The organism is Ectopseudomonas khazarica (assembly GCF_004521985.1).
GTDB lineage: Bacteria > Pseudomonadota > Gammaproteobacteria > Pseudomonadales > Pseudomonadaceae > Aquipseudomonas > Aquipseudomonas khazarica.
Genome location: NZ_SBHZ01000003.1, coordinates 332,658 through 348,780 on the forward strand (window position 1 = coordinate 332,658; position 16,123 = coordinate 348,780).

The 16,123-nt window shown below is 64.6% G+C and carries 15 protein-coding genes; 6 read left to right on the forward strand and 9 right to left on the reverse strand.

From position 1 onward, the window contains the following. Positions 1 to 2: 2 nt before the first annotated feature. From EPK82_RS05335 to EPK82_RS05350, 4 genes are read right to left on the reverse strand one after another with little or no spacing between them, the layout of a single operon-like run. A complete protein-coding gene (locus tag EPK82_RS05335) occupies positions 3 to 803 on the reverse strand; it encodes a carbohydrate ABC transporter permease (protein ID WP_037053055.1) in 801 nt (266 codons plus the stop codon). Between the two features lie 8 nt (positions 804 to 811). Next, positions 812 to 1,675: a carbohydrate ABC transporter permease gene (locus EPK82_RS05340; RefSeq protein WP_037053057.1), complete on the reverse strand. Its 864-nt coding sequence runs from the start codon at positions 1,673 to 1,675 to the stop codon at positions 812 to 814. Beyond that, positions 1,672 to 2,769, reverse strand: coding sequence for an ABC transporter ATP-binding protein (locus tag EPK82_RS05345; protein ID WP_134675968.1), 1,098 nt, complete (start codon positions 2,767 to 2,769; stop codon positions 1,672 to 1,674). Before EPK82_RS05345 ends, EPK82_RS05340 begins: the two co-directional genes overlap by 4 nt. Beyond that, positions 2,769 to 3,863: an ABC transporter ATP-binding protein gene (locus EPK82_RS05350; protein ID WP_037053060.1), complete on the reverse strand. Its 1,095-nt coding sequence runs from the start codon at positions 3,861 to 3,863 to the stop codon at positions 2,769 to 2,771. The genes EPK82_RS05345 and EPK82_RS05350 overlap by 1 nt, the downstream gene beginning before the upstream one ends. A 280-nt stretch (positions 3,864 to 4,143) precedes the next feature. Between EPK82_RS05350 and EPK82_RS05355 the strand changes: the two genes are divergently transcribed. After that, positions 4,144 to 5,979 (forward strand): sigma-54-dependent Fis family transcriptional regulator, encoded by a 1,836-nt coding sequence (locus EPK82_RS05355; RefSeq protein WP_134675969.1) that lies wholly within the window; start codon positions 4,144 to 4,146, stop codon positions 5,977 to 5,979. Here EPK82_RS05355 and EPK82_RS05360 read toward each other — a convergent pair. Then, positions 5,969 to 6,865 carry a DMT family transporter gene (locus tag EPK82_RS05360; protein WP_037053062.1) on the reverse strand — a complete coding sequence of 299 codons (897 nt, stop codon included), beginning with the start codon at positions 6,863 to 6,865 and terminating at the stop codon, positions 5,969 to 5,971. The two genes, EPK82_RS05355 and EPK82_RS05360, sit on opposite strands and share 11 nt — an antisense overlap. Positions 6,866 to 6,999: 134 nt before the next feature. Between EPK82_RS05360 and EPK82_RS05365 the strand changes: the two genes are divergently transcribed. Together EPK82_RS05365 and ampC are read left to right on the forward strand one after the other, a co-directional pair. Next, on the forward strand, positions 7,000 to 7,437 hold the full coding sequence (locus EPK82_RS05365) for an Lrp/AsnC family transcriptional regulator (RefSeq protein ID WP_037053063.1): 438 nt from the start codon (positions 7,000 to 7,002) through the stop codon (positions 7,435 to 7,437). Between the two features lie 12 nt (positions 7,438 to 7,449). Further along, complete coding sequence (ampC, locus tag EPK82_RS05370) at positions 7,450 to 8,586, forward strand: class C beta-lactamase (RefSeq protein ID WP_134675970.1); 1,137 nt, start codon at positions 7,450 to 7,452, stop codon at positions 8,584 to 8,586. Positions 8,587 to 8,621: 35 nt separating this feature from the next. On the opposite strand, the gene EPK82_RS05375 is transcribed toward ampC, so the two are convergent. Further along, positions 8,622 to 9,371, reverse strand: coding sequence for a 3-oxoacyl-ACP reductase family protein (locus EPK82_RS05375; protein ID WP_037053065.1), 750 nt, complete (start codon positions 9,369 to 9,371; stop codon positions 8,622 to 8,624). Positions 9,372 to 9,489: 118 nt separating this feature from the next. On the opposite strand from EPK82_RS05375, the gene EPK82_RS05380 reads away from it, so the two are divergent. After that, positions 9,490 to 10,449, forward strand: coding sequence for a LysR family transcriptional regulator (locus EPK82_RS05380; RefSeq protein WP_134675971.1), 960 nt, complete (start codon positions 9,490 to 9,492; stop codon positions 10,447 to 10,449). 43 nt (positions 10,450 to 10,492) lie between these two features. Here EPK82_RS05380 and cysS read toward each other — a convergent pair whose 3' ends face one another. After that, positions 10,493 to 11,875 carry a cysteine--tRNA ligase gene (gene cysS / locus EPK82_RS05385; RefSeq protein ID WP_037053069.1) on the reverse strand — a complete coding sequence of 461 codons (1,383 nt, stop codon included), beginning with the start codon at positions 11,873 to 11,875 and terminating at the stop codon, positions 10,493 to 10,495. A gap of 130 nt (positions 11,876 to 12,005) precedes the next feature. Then, on the reverse strand, positions 12,006 to 13,670 hold the full coding sequence (locus EPK82_RS05390; RefSeq protein ID WP_037053072.1) for a glutamine--tRNA ligase/YqeY domain fusion protein: 1,665 nt from the start codon (positions 13,668 to 13,670) through the stop codon (positions 12,006 to 12,008). Between the two features lie 160 nt (positions 13,671 to 13,830). Between EPK82_RS05390 and EPK82_RS05395 the strand changes: the two genes are divergently transcribed. Further along, entirely contained in the window at positions 13,831 to 14,322 is a 492-nt protein-coding gene (locus EPK82_RS05395; protein ID WP_047587412.1) for a peptidylprolyl isomerase, read from the forward strand. A 149-nt stretch (positions 14,323 to 14,471) separates the two neighbouring features. Continuing rightward, positions 14,472 to 15,215 (forward strand): UDP-2,3-diacylglucosamine diphosphatase, encoded by a 744-nt coding sequence (lpxH, locus tag EPK82_RS05400; protein ID WP_134675972.1) that lies wholly within the window; start codon positions 14,472 to 14,474, stop codon positions 15,213 to 15,215. A gap of 167 nt (positions 15,216 to 15,382) precedes the next feature. Here the strand turns inward: lpxH and miaE are convergent, their stop codons facing one another. Beyond that, positions 15,383 to 16,036: a tRNA-(ms[2]io[6]A)-hydroxylase gene (gene miaE / locus EPK82_RS05405; RefSeq protein WP_134675973.1), complete on the reverse strand. Its 654-nt coding sequence runs from the start codon at positions 16,034 to 16,036 to the stop codon at positions 15,383 to 15,385. Between the last annotated feature and the right edge of the window lie 87 nt (positions 16,037 to 16,123).

The following is a 16,123-nucleotide window of genomic DNA, read 5'->3' on the forward strand; positions in this document are numbered from 1 at the left end:
CCTTACACGCGACCGAGGGCAAAGCCCTTGGCCACATGATTGCGAACGAACCAGATCACCAGCATGCCGGGAATGATGGTCAGCACCCCGGCGGCGGCCAGCACGCCCCAGTCGATCCCCGACGCGGATACCGTACGGGTCATCACCGCGGCGATGGGCTTGGCGTCCACGGATGTCAGGGTGCGCGCCAGCAGCAGCTCGACCCAGGAGAACATGAAGCAGAAGAAAGCCGTGACGCCGATGCCGGAACGGATCAGCGGGATGAAGATCTTCACGAAGAATTTCGGGAAGCTGTAGCCGTCGATATAGGCCGTCTCGTCGATTTCCTTGGGCACGCTGGACATGAACCCTTCCAGGATCCACACCGCCAGCGGCACGTTGAACAGGCAGTGCGCCAGCGCCACGGCGATGTGGGTGTCGAACAGGCCGATGGACGAATACAGCTGGAAGAACGGCAGCAGGAACACCGCCGGCGGCGCCATGCGGTTGGTCAGCAGCCAGAAGAACAGGTGCTTGTCGCCGAGGAAGCGGTAGCGCGAGAAGGCATAGGCCGCCGGCAGCGCCACGCTGAGCGAAATCAGGGTGTTGAGGCTGACGTAGTACAGCGAGTTGAGATAGCCCTCGTACCAGCTGCGATCGGTGAAGATCACCCGGTAGTTTTCCAGGGTGAAATGCTGCGGCCACAGGCTCAGGCCACCGAGAATCTCGGTGTTGCTCTTGAACGACATGTTCAGCAGCCAGTAGATCGGCACCAGCAGGAAGAGGAAGTAGATCAGCAGAGCCAGGCGTTTGCGTAGCATCATGGTCGGCCTCAGCGATTCTTGTCGTCGTGGGTCATGGCGGTATAGAACAGCCAGGACACCAGCAGGATGATCAGGAAGTAGACCAGCGAGAACGCCGCCGCCGGGCCCAGGTCGAACTGACCGATGGCCATCTGCGTCAGGGTCTGGCTGAGGAAGGTGGTGGCGTTGCCCGGGCCGCCCCCGGTCAGCACGAACGGCTCGGTGTAGATCATGAAGCTGTCCATGAAGCGCAGCATCACCGCGATCAGCAGCACGCTCTTCAGCTTGGGCAGCTGGATATGGCGGAACACCGCCCAGTTCGACGCACGGTCGATGCGCGCCGCCTGGTAGTAGACGTCGGGTATCGCCCGCAAGCCCGAGTAGCACAGCAGCGCCACCAGCGACGTCCAGTGCCAGACGTCCATGATCAGCACCGTCACCCAGGCATCCATGGTGTTGGCGGCATAGTTGTAGCTGAGGCCCAGCTTGTTCAGCGCCCAGCCCATCAGGCCGATGTCGGCACGGCCGAAGATCTGCCAGATGGTGCCCACCACGTTCCATGGAATCAGCAGCGGGATGGCCATCAGGATCAGGCACAGTGACGCCCAGCGCCCTCGGGTCGGCATGCACAGGGCGATGGCGATGCCCAGCGGAATCTCGATCAGCAGCACACAGGCGGAGAAGATGAACTGGCGCAGCAGCGAGTCGTGCAGGCGCGGGTCCTGCAACACCTGGCGATACCAGTCGACGCCGACGAAGTAGCGCGTGGCCGGATCGAAGATGTCCTGCACCGAGTAGTTGACCACCGTCATCATCGGCACGATGGCACTGAAGGCCACCAGCAGGAACACCGGCAGGACCAGCCACCAGGCCTTGTTGTTCTGTACCTTCATGGCGCCACCTCCACCAGGTAGTCATCGGCATAGAGCATCAGCCACTGCGCCGGAAAGCTCAGGTAGACCTGTTCGCGTGGCACCGGCTGGTCCTCCTGCAGGCGTGCCTTGAGCACCTGGCCGTCGAGGTCGAAGGTGAGGATCTTGTAGGTGCCGAGGTCCTCGACGTGCAGCACGCGCCCGCACAGCGCGTCTTCATAGGCGCCGTCCCAGACATGCACGAACTCGGGGCGGATGCCCACCTGCAGCCGCCTTCCGTCCAGTTCGGCCAGGCGCTGGTTGAGCGCGTCGGAAAGCGGCAGCACGGTATCGGCGAAACGCACGCCACCCTCGCAGCGCTGCACGTCGATCAGGTTCATCCCCGGGCTGCCGATGAAGTAGCCGACGAAGGTGTGTCCGGGGCGCTCGAACAGTTCGCGCGGCGTACCGAACTGGACGATCTGCCCGCCGTACATCACCGCGATCTTGTCGGCGAAGGTGGAAGCCTCCAGCTGATCGTGGGTGACGTAGACCATGGTGATGTTGAACTGCTCGTGGATCTGCTTGAGCTTGCGCCGCAGCTTCCACTTCAGGTGCGGGTCGATCACCGTCAGCGGCTCGTCGAAGAGAATCGCCGATACGTCGTCACGCACCAGGCCACGCCCCATGGACACCTTCTGCTTCTCGTCGGCGGTGAGGTTGCGCGCCTTCTTGCGCAGCAGCGGATGGAGTTCGAGCACCTCCGCGATCTCATGCACCTTGCTGGTGATCCGCGCCTCGTCCATGCCCTGGTTACGCAGCGGGAAGGCCAGGTTGTCGAACACCGTCATGGTGTCGTAGACCACCGGGAACTGGAACACTTGGGCGATGTTGCGCTGCTGCGGCGACAATGCGTTGACCGCCTTGCCGTCGAACTGCACCTCGCCCTGGGACGGGCTGAGCAGGCCGGAGATGATGTTGAGCAGGGTCGACTTGCCGCAGCCCGAGGGCCCCAGCAGCGCGTAGGCACCGCCCTGCTGCCAGATGTGGTTCATCTCGCGGATCGCATAATCTTCCGCCGCCTTCGGTGCGCCGCTGTAGCTGTGCGCGAGGTTGTGCAGACGAATCTCGGCCATCAGGCAGCCCTCCCCTGGCGACGACTGGGTGCCTGGACCAATTGCCCATCGGCGGCAAAGACGAACAGCTTGTGGGTCGGGATGTAGATGAGTATCGGCGTATCCACCGCGTACTCGTGCACGCCCGGCAGGTGCAGCACCAGCACGAACTGTTCGTTGCGCACGTGCAGGAAGGTTTCCGAGCCGCTGATCTCGGCCAGCTCCACGGTGACCGCCAGCTCCAGGTCATCGTCGTTCGACGGCACCAGGCCAATATGGCTCGGGCGCACGCCGAAACGGTACTCGCCCTCGGCGATGTCGCGCAGGTCCTGATTGAGCGGAAAGTGCACGCAGTCGGCAAAGCTCACCTCGCTGCCGCTGATCCGCCCCGGCATCAGGTTGATCGCCGGCTCGGAGAACAGCTCGGCGGCCAGCACCTGCTGCGGACGGTGATAGACATCGGCGGTCTTGCCACTCTGCACCACCCGCCCCTCGTGCAGGATGGTGGTGGTGCCACCGAGGGCCAGCGCCTCGTTCGGCTCGGTGGTGGCGTAGATGGCGATGGTGTGGCGCGCCTGGAACAGCTCGCGCATTTCCTGGCGCAACTCCTCGCGCAGCTTGTAGTCGAGGTTGACCAGGGGCTCGTCGAAGAGGATCAGCGACGCGTCCTTGACCAGTGCCCGCGCCATGGCCGTGCGCTGCTGCTGACCACCGGACAGTTCCAGTGGGTAGCGTGACAGCAGGTTGTCGATGCGCAGCATGCGTGCCGTGCTCTCGACCTTGTCGGCGATCAGCTCCCTGGCCATTCCGGCCTGGCGCAGCGGCGACGCGATGTTCTCGAACACCGTCAGGGTCGGGTAGTTGATGAACTGCTGATAGACCATCGACACGTTGCGCTGACGCACCGGGACGCCGGTGACATCGGCGCCGTTCATCAGCACGCGGCCGCTGCTGGGTCGATCCAGGCCGGCCATCAGGCGCATCAGGCTGGTCTTGCCGGCCAGGGTGCGGCCCAGCAGGACGTTGAAAGAGCCGGGTTCGAAACTCAGGCAGGCATCATCGATATGCACCTGGCCGTCGACGATACGGGTGACGTGTTCGAGCTTGAGCGACATGGCCTGTCCTTTTTCTTGTCGTGCCATTCGATTACGAACACCTTAGCGACAAGCATGCCAGGGCCGAAAAACATCAACTATCCATCTGATAAACAAGAAAAAACGCGAAACTCCTGGAAAGCTCATCGCGACCTGAATGAACAGCTTTGCACAAGCGGATGTGAACAACTGAACAGTTCGACTGTTGACTTTGAACAGTTTTGAACAAGACTGGACGGACGCGACGCAGGTCGCGAGCACATCGCGGCGCAGATCGCGAACCTACAAGAAGAGAGCGTCCATGACAGAAGCTGCCCGCGCGCAGGCGCACGACACCATCATCGAGCAATCCTGGTCGCGCTGCCGTGACTACGGCCTGACCCACCAGAGTCCGCCCTGCTTCGACCCGCCCCCTCCCGGTGAACTCTCGGCCCTGCTGGAGAGCCGCCAGGCACTGGTACAGACCACCCACCAGGAAGTGTTGCCCTACTACGGCACCATCCTGGCCAACTCCAACTGCCTGATCATGCTCGCCGACGAGCAGGGCCGGCTGTTGCAGTCCTGGGGCGACCAGCGTTTCATCGAACCGCGCCAGGCCGCGGGCTTCGTCGCCGGCGCCAGCTGGCTGGAGCGCTACACCGGCACCAATGCCATCGGCACCGCGCTCAGCTGCGGCCAGGCCGTGCACATCCAGCACGACGAGCACTTCCTCAAGGCCAACCGCTTCATGACCGGCTCGGCCTCACCGATCTTCGACGAGCAGCGGCGCATGGTTGCCGTGCTCGACGTGTCCAGCGACAGCTACCTGCCGCCCGCGCACACCCTGGGCATGGTCAAGATGATGAGCCAGTCGGTGGAGAACCGCCTGATCCTCAAGCTGTTCGCCGAGCAGTACCACCTGCTCAGCTTCAATACCAGCCTGGACAACCTCGACAGCCCCTGGGCCGGGCTGGTGGTGTTCGACGAGCAGGGCCACGTGGTCTCGGCGAACCGCCGCGCCGACAACCTGCTCGGGCAACCCCTTGCCTACTGCGCCATCGAGCAGCTGTTCGACGTGCCGCTGCAGCAGTTGCTCAACCAGCCGGACAACCTGCCCTTCAACCTGCGCACCAGCGGCCACTTTCGCTTCCACGCACGGGTACGCCGCCCTACCCGGCCAGCCCCCGTTCAACCCCGCGACTTCCGCCCGCCGCTGACCAGCCGCAGCGAGCAGGAGCCGCACCTGCACGCACTCAACCTGGGCGACGCCAGAGTGGACAAGGCCATTCGCCAGGCCGAACGCCTGCTGGAGAAGGACATCCCGATTCTGGTGCAGGGTGAAACCGGCGCCGGCAAGGAGGTCTTCGTCAAGGCCCTGCACCGCTCCAGCTCACGCGCCAGCCAGGCGTTCATCGCGGTCAACTGCGCCGCCATCCCGGCGGAGCTGGTGGAGTCGGAGCTGTTCGGCTACGAGAAAGGCGCCTTCACCGGCGCCAGCCAGAAGGGCCATGTCGGCCTGATCCGCAAGGCGCACAAGGGCACGCTGTTTCTCGACGAAATCGGCGACATGCCGCTGCGCGTCCAGGCCCGATTGCTGCGTGTCCTGCAGGAACGCTGCGTGCAGCCGCTGGGCAGCAGCGAGTTGCACCCGGTGGACGTGCGCCTGATCTCCGCGACCAACCGCCCGTTGCGCCAGGACATCGACAATGGCCAGTTTCGCGCCGACCTCTACTACCGCATCAGCGGCCTGAACCTGGAGCTGCCGCCGCTGCGCGAACGCACCGACAAGGCGGCCCTGTTCCAGAAGCTCTGGGAACAGCACCGCGAACCCAGGCAGTGGGCGGGGCTCAGTCGCGAGGTACTCGAACTGTTCCAGCGCCACCCCTGGCCGGGCAACCTGCGCCAGCTCAGCAGCGTGCTGCGCGTCGCGCTGGCCATGGCCGACGACCAGCCGATTCGCGCCGAACACCTGCCGGACGACTTTTTCACCGACCTGCCCGGCGCGGCGCCGCAGCCGTCACTGCCCGTGGCAGACAGCGACGACCTGGCCAGCCAGTACCAGGCCTGCGGCGGCAATATCTCCTACCTGGCGCGCCACCTCGGCCTGAGCCGCAACACCCTGTACAAGCGCCTGCGTGAACAGGGCGTCAGGCCTTGATCACGCGCCGCACCCAGACAGCCGGCCGCCATCCGCGCTGCATGCCCGCCGCCGCCAGCAGGATGGCCGCGACACCGAACCACTGCAGCGGGCTCAGCCAGTGGTCGAAGGCCAGCCAGTCGACCAGAATCGCCGCCACCGGGTAGATGAATGACAGTGCGCCGGTCACCGCCGTCGGCAGTTTCTGGATCGCGCCATACAGCAGCAGGTACATCAACCCGGTATGCACCAGCCCCAAGGCCAGCAGGCTGGCCCAGGCGACCTCGCCCTGCGGCAGTTCACGCCCCATCAGCGGCGCCAGCAGGATCACCCCGGTCACCAGCTGGATCAGCGCGATCAGGTGCGGCGGCGTGTCGCTGAGGCGTTTGACGATCAATGCGGCGATCGCATAGAGCAGCGCCGCCCCCAGCGCCAACCCGATGCCCATCAGGTAGTTGGCGCCGGCCACGGCACCCCGGCCATGAGCACTGACGATGGCCAGCATGCCGACGAACGCCAGGGCCAGCCAGGCGAGCTTGAGCCAGGTCAGGCGCTCGCCGAGAAACAGCGCCGCCAGCCCCACCAGCATGAACGGCTGAACGTTGTACACCACCGTGCTGACGGCGATGGAGGCCTGCGCGTAGGAGGCGAACAACAGCAGCCAGTTGCCGACGATGGCCACGCCGCTGAGCACGCCCAGCAGCAGCACGCGTCGCCCGAGCAGCTCGGCACGCAACAGACCGAGCGCGGCGCAGACCAGCAGCAACGTGCCGCCACCGATCAGGCAGCGCCAGAACACCACGTCCACCACCGCCTGGCCGGAGAGCAGCACGAACCAGCCGATGGTGCCGGAAATCAGCATGGCGGCGATCATTTCCAGCGAGCCACGCTTGAGCTTGTCGTCCACGGGTCGATCCTCATTGAGATGAGCTGCCATTATGCGAAGGTGCAACTTCTCGCTCCATGGAGAATCTGAGGCAGAATCAAGCCCTCACCTTTTTTACAACGGCAGATTCCGGCTTTTACCTAACGAGGCCTGCAATGACCGATGAAATCGACCAGACCCTGATCGCCGCATTGATGGCCGACTCGCGGCGCTCGCTGAAAGCACTGGCGCAGCTCAGTGGCCTGTCCTCTCCCAGCGTGGCCGAACGCCTGCGCCGCCTGGAGGAGCGCGGCGTGCTGAGGGGCTACACCGTGGAGATCGACCCACGGCATTTCGGCTACCAGTTGCAGGCCATCGTTCGCGTCAGGCCGCTGCCCGGCAAACTGCACGAAGTCGAACGACTGATCCAGGCCACCCCCGAATTCACCGAATGCGACAAGGTCACCGGCGAGGACTGTTTCATCGCGCGCCTGCACGTGCGCTCCATGGAACAGCTGGACGAGGTGCTCGATCGCCTCAACGGCCATGCCGAAACCAACACCGCCATCGTCAAGAAGACCTCGGTCCCGCGCCGATTGCCACCGATGAACTGACAAGGAACGCTCATGCCCTCCTCCCTACGCCCCCTGCTCGCCGCACTCGGCCTCTGCCTGGCCAGCCAGAACGCGCTCGCCGAACTGCGCCCGGCCGTCGATGCCGCCGTGAAGCCCGTGATGCAGGCCTACGCCATCCCCGGCATGGCCATCGCCATCAGCCACAAGGGGCAGCAGCACTTCTTCGACTATGGCGTCGCCTCCCGCGAAAGCGGCCAGGCCGTGGATCGTCACACGCTGTTCGAGCTGGGCTCGATCAGCAAACTGTTCACCGCCACCCTCGGCGCCTACGCGGAGGCGCGTGGCACCCTGAACCTCAGCGACAACGCCAGCCAGTACCTGCCAGCCCTGCAAGGCAGCGCGTTCGACCATATCAGCCTGCTGGACCTGGCGACCTACAGCGCCGGCGGCCTGCCGCTGCAGTTCCCGGACGCGGTAGGCGACGAGCGGCAGATGCTCGACTACTATCGCAACTGGCAGGCCGTCTATCCGGCCGGCACCCGTCGCCTGTATTCCAACCCGAGCATCGGCCTGTTCGGCCACCTGGCGGCGGCCAGCCTGGCCGAACCCTTCCAGCAGGTGATGGAGCAGGACCTGCTGCCACGACTGGGCATGCAGGAAAGCTACGTGCAGATACCGGCCGGGCAGATGCAGCACTACGCCTGGGGCTACCGCGACGACAAGGCCATGCGCGTAGGCCCCGGCGCCCTGGATGGCGAAGCCTACGGGTTGAAATCCAGCGCCACCGACATGCTGCGCTTCATCGAGGTCAACCTGCACCCGGATCGCCTGCCCTCGCCGCTGCACCAGGCCGTCAGCGCCACTCATCGCGGCTACTACCAGGTCGGTGACATGACCCAGGCCCTCGGCTGGGAACGCTACGCCTACCCCATCAGCCTGGAACAGCTGCAGGCTGGCAACTCCGCCGACATGGCCCTGCAGCCGCATCCCGTCGAGCGCTTCGCCGTGGCCAAGCCTGCCGAAGGCGATCTGCTGCTGAACAAGACCGGCTCGACCAATGGCTTCGGCGCCTACATCCTGCTGCTGCCCGCACGGGACACCGGGCTGGTGATACTCGCCAACCGCAACTACCCCAACGCCGAGCGTGTGCGCCTGGCGCTGCAACTGCTCGAGGCCATTGCACCCTAGCCGGCGCAGCTCGTGAGCCAAACACGACGCTGAGGTCAGGCCGAGAAACCACCGTCGATCGTCAGATTGGCGCCGGTGATGTAGGCCGCTTCGGGGCCTGCCAGGTACGCCACGAAACTGGCGATTTCCTCTGCCTTGCCATAACGCGGCAGGGCCATGGTCTGCTTCAGCGACTCGGCGAAATCACCCTGATCGGGGTTCATGTCGGTATCCACCGGGCCAGGCTGAACGTTGTTGACCGTGATGCCGCGCGGCCCCAGGTCACGGGCCAGCCCCTTGGTGAAGCCGGCCACCGCCGCCTTGCTCAAGGCATAGACGGAGCCACCGGCGAACGGCATGCGCTCGGCGTTGGTGCTGCCGATGGTGATGATCCGCCCGCCCTCGCCCATCACCCGGGCAGCCTCCTGGCTGGCGATCACCACGCTGCGCACGTTCACGTCCAGCGTGCGGTCCAGATCCTCGATGCTGAAGGTTTCGATGGGGGCGACGGCCAGCACACCGGCATTGTTCACCAGAATATCGAGGCCACCGAGACTCTCCAGCGTATGGCGGATGGCGGCACGAATCGCCTGTTCGTCACGACTGTCGGCCTGAATCGCGATGGCGCGGCCACCGGCCGCTTCGATCCCGGCCACGACGTCGAGTGCACCCGCAGCAGAGGACACGTAGGTCAGGGCCACTGCAGCGCCTTCCTGCGCCAGGCGCTGGGCGATCGCGGCGCCAATGCCGCGCGAACCACCTTGGATGAATGCGACTTTGCCTTCGAGGGTTTTCTTGATGCTCATGGGAATCTCCTGGAACTGAGGTTTGATTGGGACACGGACTCAGTATTCACCCAGGACTCACAACCAATAAGCCGGCAATTGCTATATTCATTCGATACCAATGGTTTACAGGTGACCCATGGAAACCCTCAGCAGCATCGAATGTTTCGTCCGCACGGCAGAAGCCGGCAGTTTCGCCGAGGCCGCCAGGCGCCTGGGCCTGACCCCCGCCGCTGTCGGCAAGAACGTGGCGCGCCTGGAGTCCAGCCTCGGAGTGCGCCTGTTCCTGCGCAGCACCCGGCGCCTGACGCTGACCGAGGCCGGCGAGCGGTTTCTCGCGCAGGTGAGCGGCGGGCTGGCGAGCATCCAGAGCGCGGTGGCCAATCTCGCCAGCAGCCAGGGCCAGCCCGCTGGCCGGCTCAAGGTGAGCATGGGCGTCGCCTTCGGCCGTGATTACATCCTGCCGCACCTGAGCGACTTCCTCGCCCGCTATCCGGCGATCACCCCAGACTGGCACTTCGACAACCGCGCCGTGGACCTGATCGGAGAAGGCTTCGATGCGGCGATCGGCGGCGGCTTCGAGCTACCGCCCGGTGCGATCGCTCGCCAGTTGGCCCCCGCTCATCGGGTGCTGCTGGCCTCGCCAGGCTATCTCGCCAGGCATGCTGTCATTCGGACGCCGGAGGACCTGGCACGGCATGACGGTATCCTGATCCGCTCGCCGCAGACCGGGCGCGTACGCAGCTGGCCCCTGCGCACGGCGGATGAGCGCCAGGCCACCCTGGAGCTGAACCGGCGCATGACCATGAACGACCCCGAGGCCGCCTGTCATGCCGCCCTGCAGGACCTGGGCATCACCCTGGTCAGCACCGTGCACGCGCTGCCCTACCTGCAGCGCGGTGAGCTGCAACGGGTGCTGCCGGACTGGTACGTGGACACCGGCAGCCTGAGCCTCTACTTCAGTGCGCAGAAGCTGCTGCCGGCCAAGACGCGGGTGTTCATCGACTTCATCGTCGAGCGTTTCCGTGAACACCGCTGGGCGCAGCGTTTCGATGCGCGCAACCCCATGGCCGCCACCACGGAGCCCCCCCGAAAATGACGAAGGCCGCTTCACAGCGGCCTTCGTCGTTCAGCGTCGGGGCTTACTCGGCCAAGCGCCAGGTGGTACCGCCCTTGCCGTCTTCCAGTACCACGCCCATGGCGGTGATCTGGTCACGGATGCGGTCGCTTTCCGCCCAGTTCTTCTCGGCACGCGCCTGCAGGCGCGCGGCGATCAGTGCCTCGACCTCGGCCGCATCGACCTTGCCGGCAGCGCCCGCCTGAAGGAAGGCTTCCGGCTCCAGCTGCAGCACGCCCAGCACGGCGGCCAGCTGCTTGAGCTGGGCGGCCAGGCCGGCAGCGGCCTGCACGTCGGATTCGCGCAGGCGGTTGACCTCACGGATCATCTCGAACAGCACCGCACAGGCTTCCGGCGAGTTGAAGTCATCGTCCATCGCCGCGCCGAAGCGCTCGACGAAGGCTTCGCCACCGGCAGGCGCCAGCTCCGGCAGGCCCTTGAGGCCGTTGTAGAAGCGTTCCAGGGCGCCCTTGGCTTCCTTGAGGCTCTCTTCGGAGTAGTTGATCGGGCTGCGGTAATGGCTGGACACCAGCAGGTAACGCACCACCTCCGGGTGATACTTCTCCAGCACCTCGCGGATGGTGAAGAAATTGCCCAGGCTCTTGGACATCTTCTCGCCATCGACGCGCACCGCCCCGGCATGCATCCAGGCCTTGGCGTACTGCTTGCCGGTCGCCGCCTCGCTCTGCGCGATCTCGTTCTCGTGGTGCGGGAACACCAGGTCCGGGCCACCGCCGTGGATGTCGAAGGTCTCTCCCAGGCAGCAGGTGGACATCACCGAGCACTCGATGTGCCAGCCGGGACGGCCCTTGCCCCACGGCGAGTCCCAGCTCGGCTCACCCGGCTTGGCGCCTTTCCACAGAACGAAGTCCAGCGGATCTTCCTTGATTTCGTCGACTTCGATGCGCGCGCCGATCTTCAGCTCGTCGATCTTGCGCCGCGACAGCTTGCCGTAGGTCTCGAACTTGGTGACGCGGTAGTACACGTCGCCATTGCCCGGCGCATAGGCGAAGCCCTTGTCGATCAGGGTCTGGATCATCTGGTGCATGCCGGCGATATGGCCGGTGGCGCGCGGCTCGATGTCCGGGCGCAGCACGGACAGACGCGCTTCGTCCTCGTGCATCGCGGCGATCATGCGCTCGACCAGCGCCTCGAACGGCTCGCCGTTCTCGTTGGCGCGGCGGATGATCTTGTCGTCGATGTCGGTGATGTTGCGCACGTAGGTCACGTCATAGCCGCGCTGACGCAGCCAGCGGGTGACCACGTCGAAGGCGACCATCACGCGGGCGTGACCGATATGGCAGTAGTCGTACACGGTCATGCCGCACACGTACATGCGCACCTGGTTGCCGATCAGCGGCTGGAAGGCGTCCTTGGTCTTGCTCAGGGTGTTGTAAATGCTCAGCATCTTTCTCTAATTCCTCAAGCACGGCTTGCAAGGCAGCGCGCGATGATCAGGCAACGCGGGGCGAGGTGAGCAAACGCTTTGCCAACCTCGCATCGACGCTGCCCGATCGAGCGCAGCGATTTGCCAGCCGTTATTGCCCCCAGGAGTCGCGCAGGGTCACGGTACGGTTGAACACCAGGGCATCGGCGGTCGAGTCCTTGTCCAGGCAGAAGTAGCCTTCGCGCTCGAACTGGAAGCGATCATCGGCAGTAGCCTGGGCCAGCGACGGCTCGGCACGGCAACCGGTGAGCACCACCAGCGAATCCGGGTTGATGTTGTCGAGGAAGCTGCCGCCCTCTTCCGCTTTCTCCGGGTTGGCCGAACGGAACAGGCGATCGTACAGGCGCACTTCGCAGGCCACGCTCTCGGCCGCCGGCACCCAGTGGATCACGCCCTTGACCTTGCGCCCTTCCGGGTTCTTGCCGAGGGTGTTCTCGTCGTAGGAGCAACGCAGCTCGACGATGTTGCCGGCGGCGTCCTTGACGGCCTCGTCGGCGCGGATCACGTAGCTGCCGCGCAGGCGCACTTCGCCACCGGGGATCAGACGCTTGAAGCCGTCCGGCGGAGTTTCCTCGAAGTCGCTGGCATCGATGTAGATCTCGCGGGAGAACGGCAGCACGCGCACGCCCATGTCCTGCTTCGGGTGGCGCGGCAGCTCGAGGTTCTCGACCTGGCCTTCCGGGTAGTTGGTGATCACCACCTTGAGCGGCTTGAGCACGCACATGGCGCGCGCGGCGTTGGCGTCCAGGTCGTCACGAATGGCGAATTCCAGCATGCCGATATCCACCAGGCCGCCGGCACGGTTGACGCCGATCATGTCGCAGAAGGTGCGGATCGACGCCGGGGTGTAACCGCGACGGCGGTAACCGGACAGCGTCGACATGCGCGGGTCGTCCCAGCCATCGACGTGTTTCTCGTCGACGAGCTGCTTGAGCTTGCGCTTGCTGGTGATGGTGTAGTTCAGGTTCAGGCGGGCGAATTCGTACTGACGCGGCGCCGCCGGCACCGGCAGGTTGGCCAGGAACCATTCGTACAGCGGACGGTGATCCTCGAACTCCAGGGTGCAGATCGAGTGCGTCACGCCCTCGATCGCGTCGGACTGACCGTGGGTGAAGTCGTAGCTCGGGTAGATGCACCACTTGTCGCCCGTCTGGTGGTGATGGGCGTGGCGGATGCGATAGAGGATCGGGTCGCGCAGGTTGATGTTCGGCGAGGCCATGTCGATCTTGGCACGCAGCGAACGGGCGCCGTCCGCGAACTCGCCGGCCTTCATGCGGGCGAACAGGTCCAGGTTCTCCTCCACCGAACGCTCACGGAACGGGCTGTTCTTGCCCGGCTCGGTGAGGTTGCCACGGTATTCGCGCATTTCTTCGGCGTTCAGATCGCAGACGAAGGCCTTGCCCGCCTTGATCAGCTCGATGGCCCAGGCATGCAGCTGGTCGAAGTAGTTGGAGGCGTAGCGCTCCTCGCCCGCCCACTTGAAGCCCAGCCACTCGACGTCGGCCTTGATCGCGTCGATGTATTCCTGGTCTTCCTTGGCCGGGTTGGTGTCGTCGAAACGCAGGTTGCACTGGCCGCCGAACTCTTCGGCCAGGCCGAAGTTCAGACAGATGCTCTTGGCATGACCGATGTGCAGGTAGCCGTTGGGCTCCGGCGGAAAGCGGGTCACGATCTGGGCGTGCTTGCCGCTGTCCAGATCGGCCTGGACGATGGGGCGCAGGAAGTTGGCGGCTTTTTCGACGGTGGGCTTGCTCATGGTGTCCTTAACAATACTGGCGCGGCACAGGGTAGGCCGCCTCGGGCAAAGTCCGTATCATAACCAACCTGTCAAGCCCCTGACAGGGTGCATGCCACCCTGACAAGCGCTGTTCATCCACGAGCCGAGCGCTCGAACCTGCCTCATCACGGATACGATCATGATCAAACTGCACACCAACCACGGCGTCATCACCCTGAACCTGTTCGCCGACAAGGCCCCGGAAACCGTGGCCAACTTCGAGCAATACGTGAAGGAAGGCCACTACGACGGCACCATCTTCCACCGTGTGATCGGCAACTTCATGATCCAGGGCGGCGGTTTCGAGCCGGGCATGAAGCAGAAGCCGACCCGTGCACCGATCAAGAACGAAGCCAACAACGGCGTCGCCAACAAGGTCGGCACCGTCGCCATGGCCCGCACCATGGAGCCGCATTCGGCCAGCGCGCAGTTCTTCATCAACGTCGCCGACAACAGCTTCCTCAACCACAGCGCACCGACCGTTCAGGGCTGGGGCTACGCCGTGTTCGGTGAAGTGGTCGAAGGCATGGACGTGGTCGAGAAGATCAAGGGCGTCTCCACCACCATGAAAGCCGGCCACCAGGACGTACCGGTCGACGACGTGATCATCGAAAAGGCCGAAGTCGTCTGACAGACCGACGAAAAACTACTGCGCTAGGCCATGCGTCGTTGCGGCCGGCCTCGGACTGCTCATTTACAACTCGTAAACTGCGCATCCTCGGCCATCCGCGCCTAGCCTAGCCGTCGCTCGCTACCTTTTTCATCGGCCTGTTGAACGAAATGATCCTGCTGATCTCCGATCTGCACCTCGAAGAGAAACGCCCGGACATCACCCGGGCGTTTCTGCATTTTCTCGCCACGCGCGCGCGCCAGGCCGAGGCGCTGTACATCCTTGGCGACTTCTTCGAGGTCTGGATCGGCGACGACGGCATGTCGCCCTTCCAGCATGAGATCGCCCGCGCCCTGCGCGAGCTGAGCGATGCCGGCACGCGCATCCATCTGATGCACGGCAACCGCGACTTTCTCATCGGCAAGGCATTCTGCCGCGAGGCCGGCTGCACCCTGCTCAGCGATCCCTGCACGGTGCAACTGGGCGGTGAGCGCGTACTGCTGATGCACGGCGACAGCCTGTGCACCCTGGATGTCGGCTACATGAAGCTGCGGCGCTGGCTGCGCAACCCACTATCACTGCTGATCCTGCGCAACCTGCCGCTCGCCACCCGGCAGAAGCTGGCACGCAAGCTGCGCAACGAAAGCCGCGCGCAAACGCGGATGAAGGCCAGCGAGATCGTCGATGTCACGCCGCAGGAAGTGCTCAGGGTCATGGCCGCGCATGGCGTGCGCACGCTGATCCATGGCCACACCCATCGCCCGGCCGTGCATGAGCTGGAAGTGAACGGCCAGCCGGCACGGCGCATCGTGCTGGGCGACTGGGATCGCCAGGGCTGGGCGCTGCAGATCGATGACGAGGGCTTCAACCAGGCGCCGTTCGAGCTTGCTCCCGCAAACGCCTCCGAGCCGTAGCCATACAATCCTGTAGGAGCGGCTTCAGCCGCGAAAACGATGTAGGGCGGGTGAAACCCGCCATCCATCTCCCTCACGGCGGGTCTCACCCGCCCTACCCAGCCAAACGCCTCCAAACCGTAGCCCGTACAAATGCTCAATCTGAGGTCGCCACCGCCGCGGCGGCCTTATGCCGGTACACCACTGTGGAAACGGAACTGCTCGTCCGGCGAGGTGATCAGTTCCTGCTCCACGGCCCGCACCACCTCGATGCGCGCATCGACATCGGCCGCATCGCCGTAAAGGTAAGCGAGCTTGAGATAGCCCCGGTAGTGGCGCCCTTCGCTTTCCAGCAGCCCCGCGTAGAACTTGGCCAGCTCGGCGTCCAGACGCGGCACCAGCGCGGCGAAGCGCTCGCACGAACGCGCCTCGATGAAGGCGCCCACCACCAGCACGTCCACCAGCCGCTCGACTTCGCCATTGCGCAGCAGCGCACGCAGGCCGGCGGCGTAGCGCGAGGCCGATACGTGGCGAATCTCGATACCCCGGCCGCGAATGATCTTGCTCACCTGCTCGAAGTGCACCAGCTCCTCACGGGCCAAACGCGACATTCTCGCGGTCAATTCGGTCTTGGTCAGGTAGCGTCCCATGAGGCTCAGGGCTGTCTGTGCGGCCTTGTACTCCAGATTGCGGTGATCGAGCAGCAGGATTTCCTGCTGACGCAAGGCCTCGTCCAGCCAGGCATCCGGTGTGGCGACGCCGCCAAGAAAGCCGAGAATTTCCTGCAGGATCGACACAGGTTCTTCGCCGTTACTCGGAATATGCTCGGCATTTGACATCATATTTGAAGCGCTCATGGTGCTGGCGAGGTTGAAAATGGCGGGCCATTATACGAGTGACAGGCCCGTCGACCAGCACAGCGTTGATAC

Bases quoted from the DNA above. Each gene is read 5' to 3' on its own strand.
- EPK82_RS05335 (WP_037053055.1), bottom strand. From the start codon at position 803: ATGATGCTACGCAAACGCCTGGCTCTGCTGATCTACTTCCTCTTCCTG.
- EPK82_RS05340 (WP_037053057.1), bottom strand. From the start codon at position 1,675: ATGAAGGTACAGAACAACAAGGCCTGGTGGCTGGTCCTGCCGGTGTTC.
- EPK82_RS05345 (WP_134675968.1), bottom strand. From the start codon at position 2,769: ATGGCCGAGATTCGTCTGCACAACCTCGCGCACAGCTACAGCGGCGCA.
- EPK82_RS05350 (WP_037053060.1), bottom strand. From the start codon at position 3,863: ATGTCGCTCAAGCTCGAACACGTCACCCGTATCGTCGACGGCCAGGTG.
- EPK82_RS05355 (WP_134675969.1), top strand. From the start codon at position 4,144: ATGACAGAAGCTGCCCGCGCGCAGGCGCACGACACCATCATCGAGCAA.
- EPK82_RS05365 (WP_037053063.1), top strand. From the start codon at position 7,000: ATGACCGATGAAATCGACCAGACCCTGATCGCCGCATTGATGGCCGAC.
- ampC (WP_134675970.1), top strand. From the start codon at position 7,450: ATGCCCTCCTCCCTACGCCCCCTGCTCGCCGCACTCGGCCTCTGCCTG.
- EPK82_RS05375 (WP_037053065.1), bottom strand. From the start codon at position 9,371: ATGAGCATCAAGAAAACCCTCGAAGGCAAAGTCGCATTCATCCAAGGT.
- EPK82_RS05380 (WP_134675971.1), top strand. From the start codon at position 9,490: ATGGAAACCCTCAGCAGCATCGAATGTTTCGTCCGCACGGCAGAAGCC.
- cysS (WP_037053069.1), bottom strand. From the start codon at position 11,875: ATGCTGAGCATTTACAACACCCTGAGCAAGACCAAGGACGCCTTCCAG.
- EPK82_RS05390 (WP_037053072.1), bottom strand. From the start codon at position 13,670: ATGAGCAAGCCCACCGTCGAAAAAGCCGCCAACTTCCTGCGCCCCATC.
- EPK82_RS05395 (WP_047587412.1), top strand. From the start codon at position 13,831: ATGATCAAACTGCACACCAACCACGGCGTCATCACCCTGAACCTGTTC.
- lpxH (WP_134675972.1), top strand. From the start codon at position 14,472: ATGATCCTGCTGATCTCCGATCTGCACCTCGAAGAGAAACGCCCGGAC.
- miaE (WP_134675973.1), bottom strand. From the start codon at position 16,036: ATGATGTCAAATGCCGAGCATATTCCGAGTAACGGCGAAGAACCTGTG.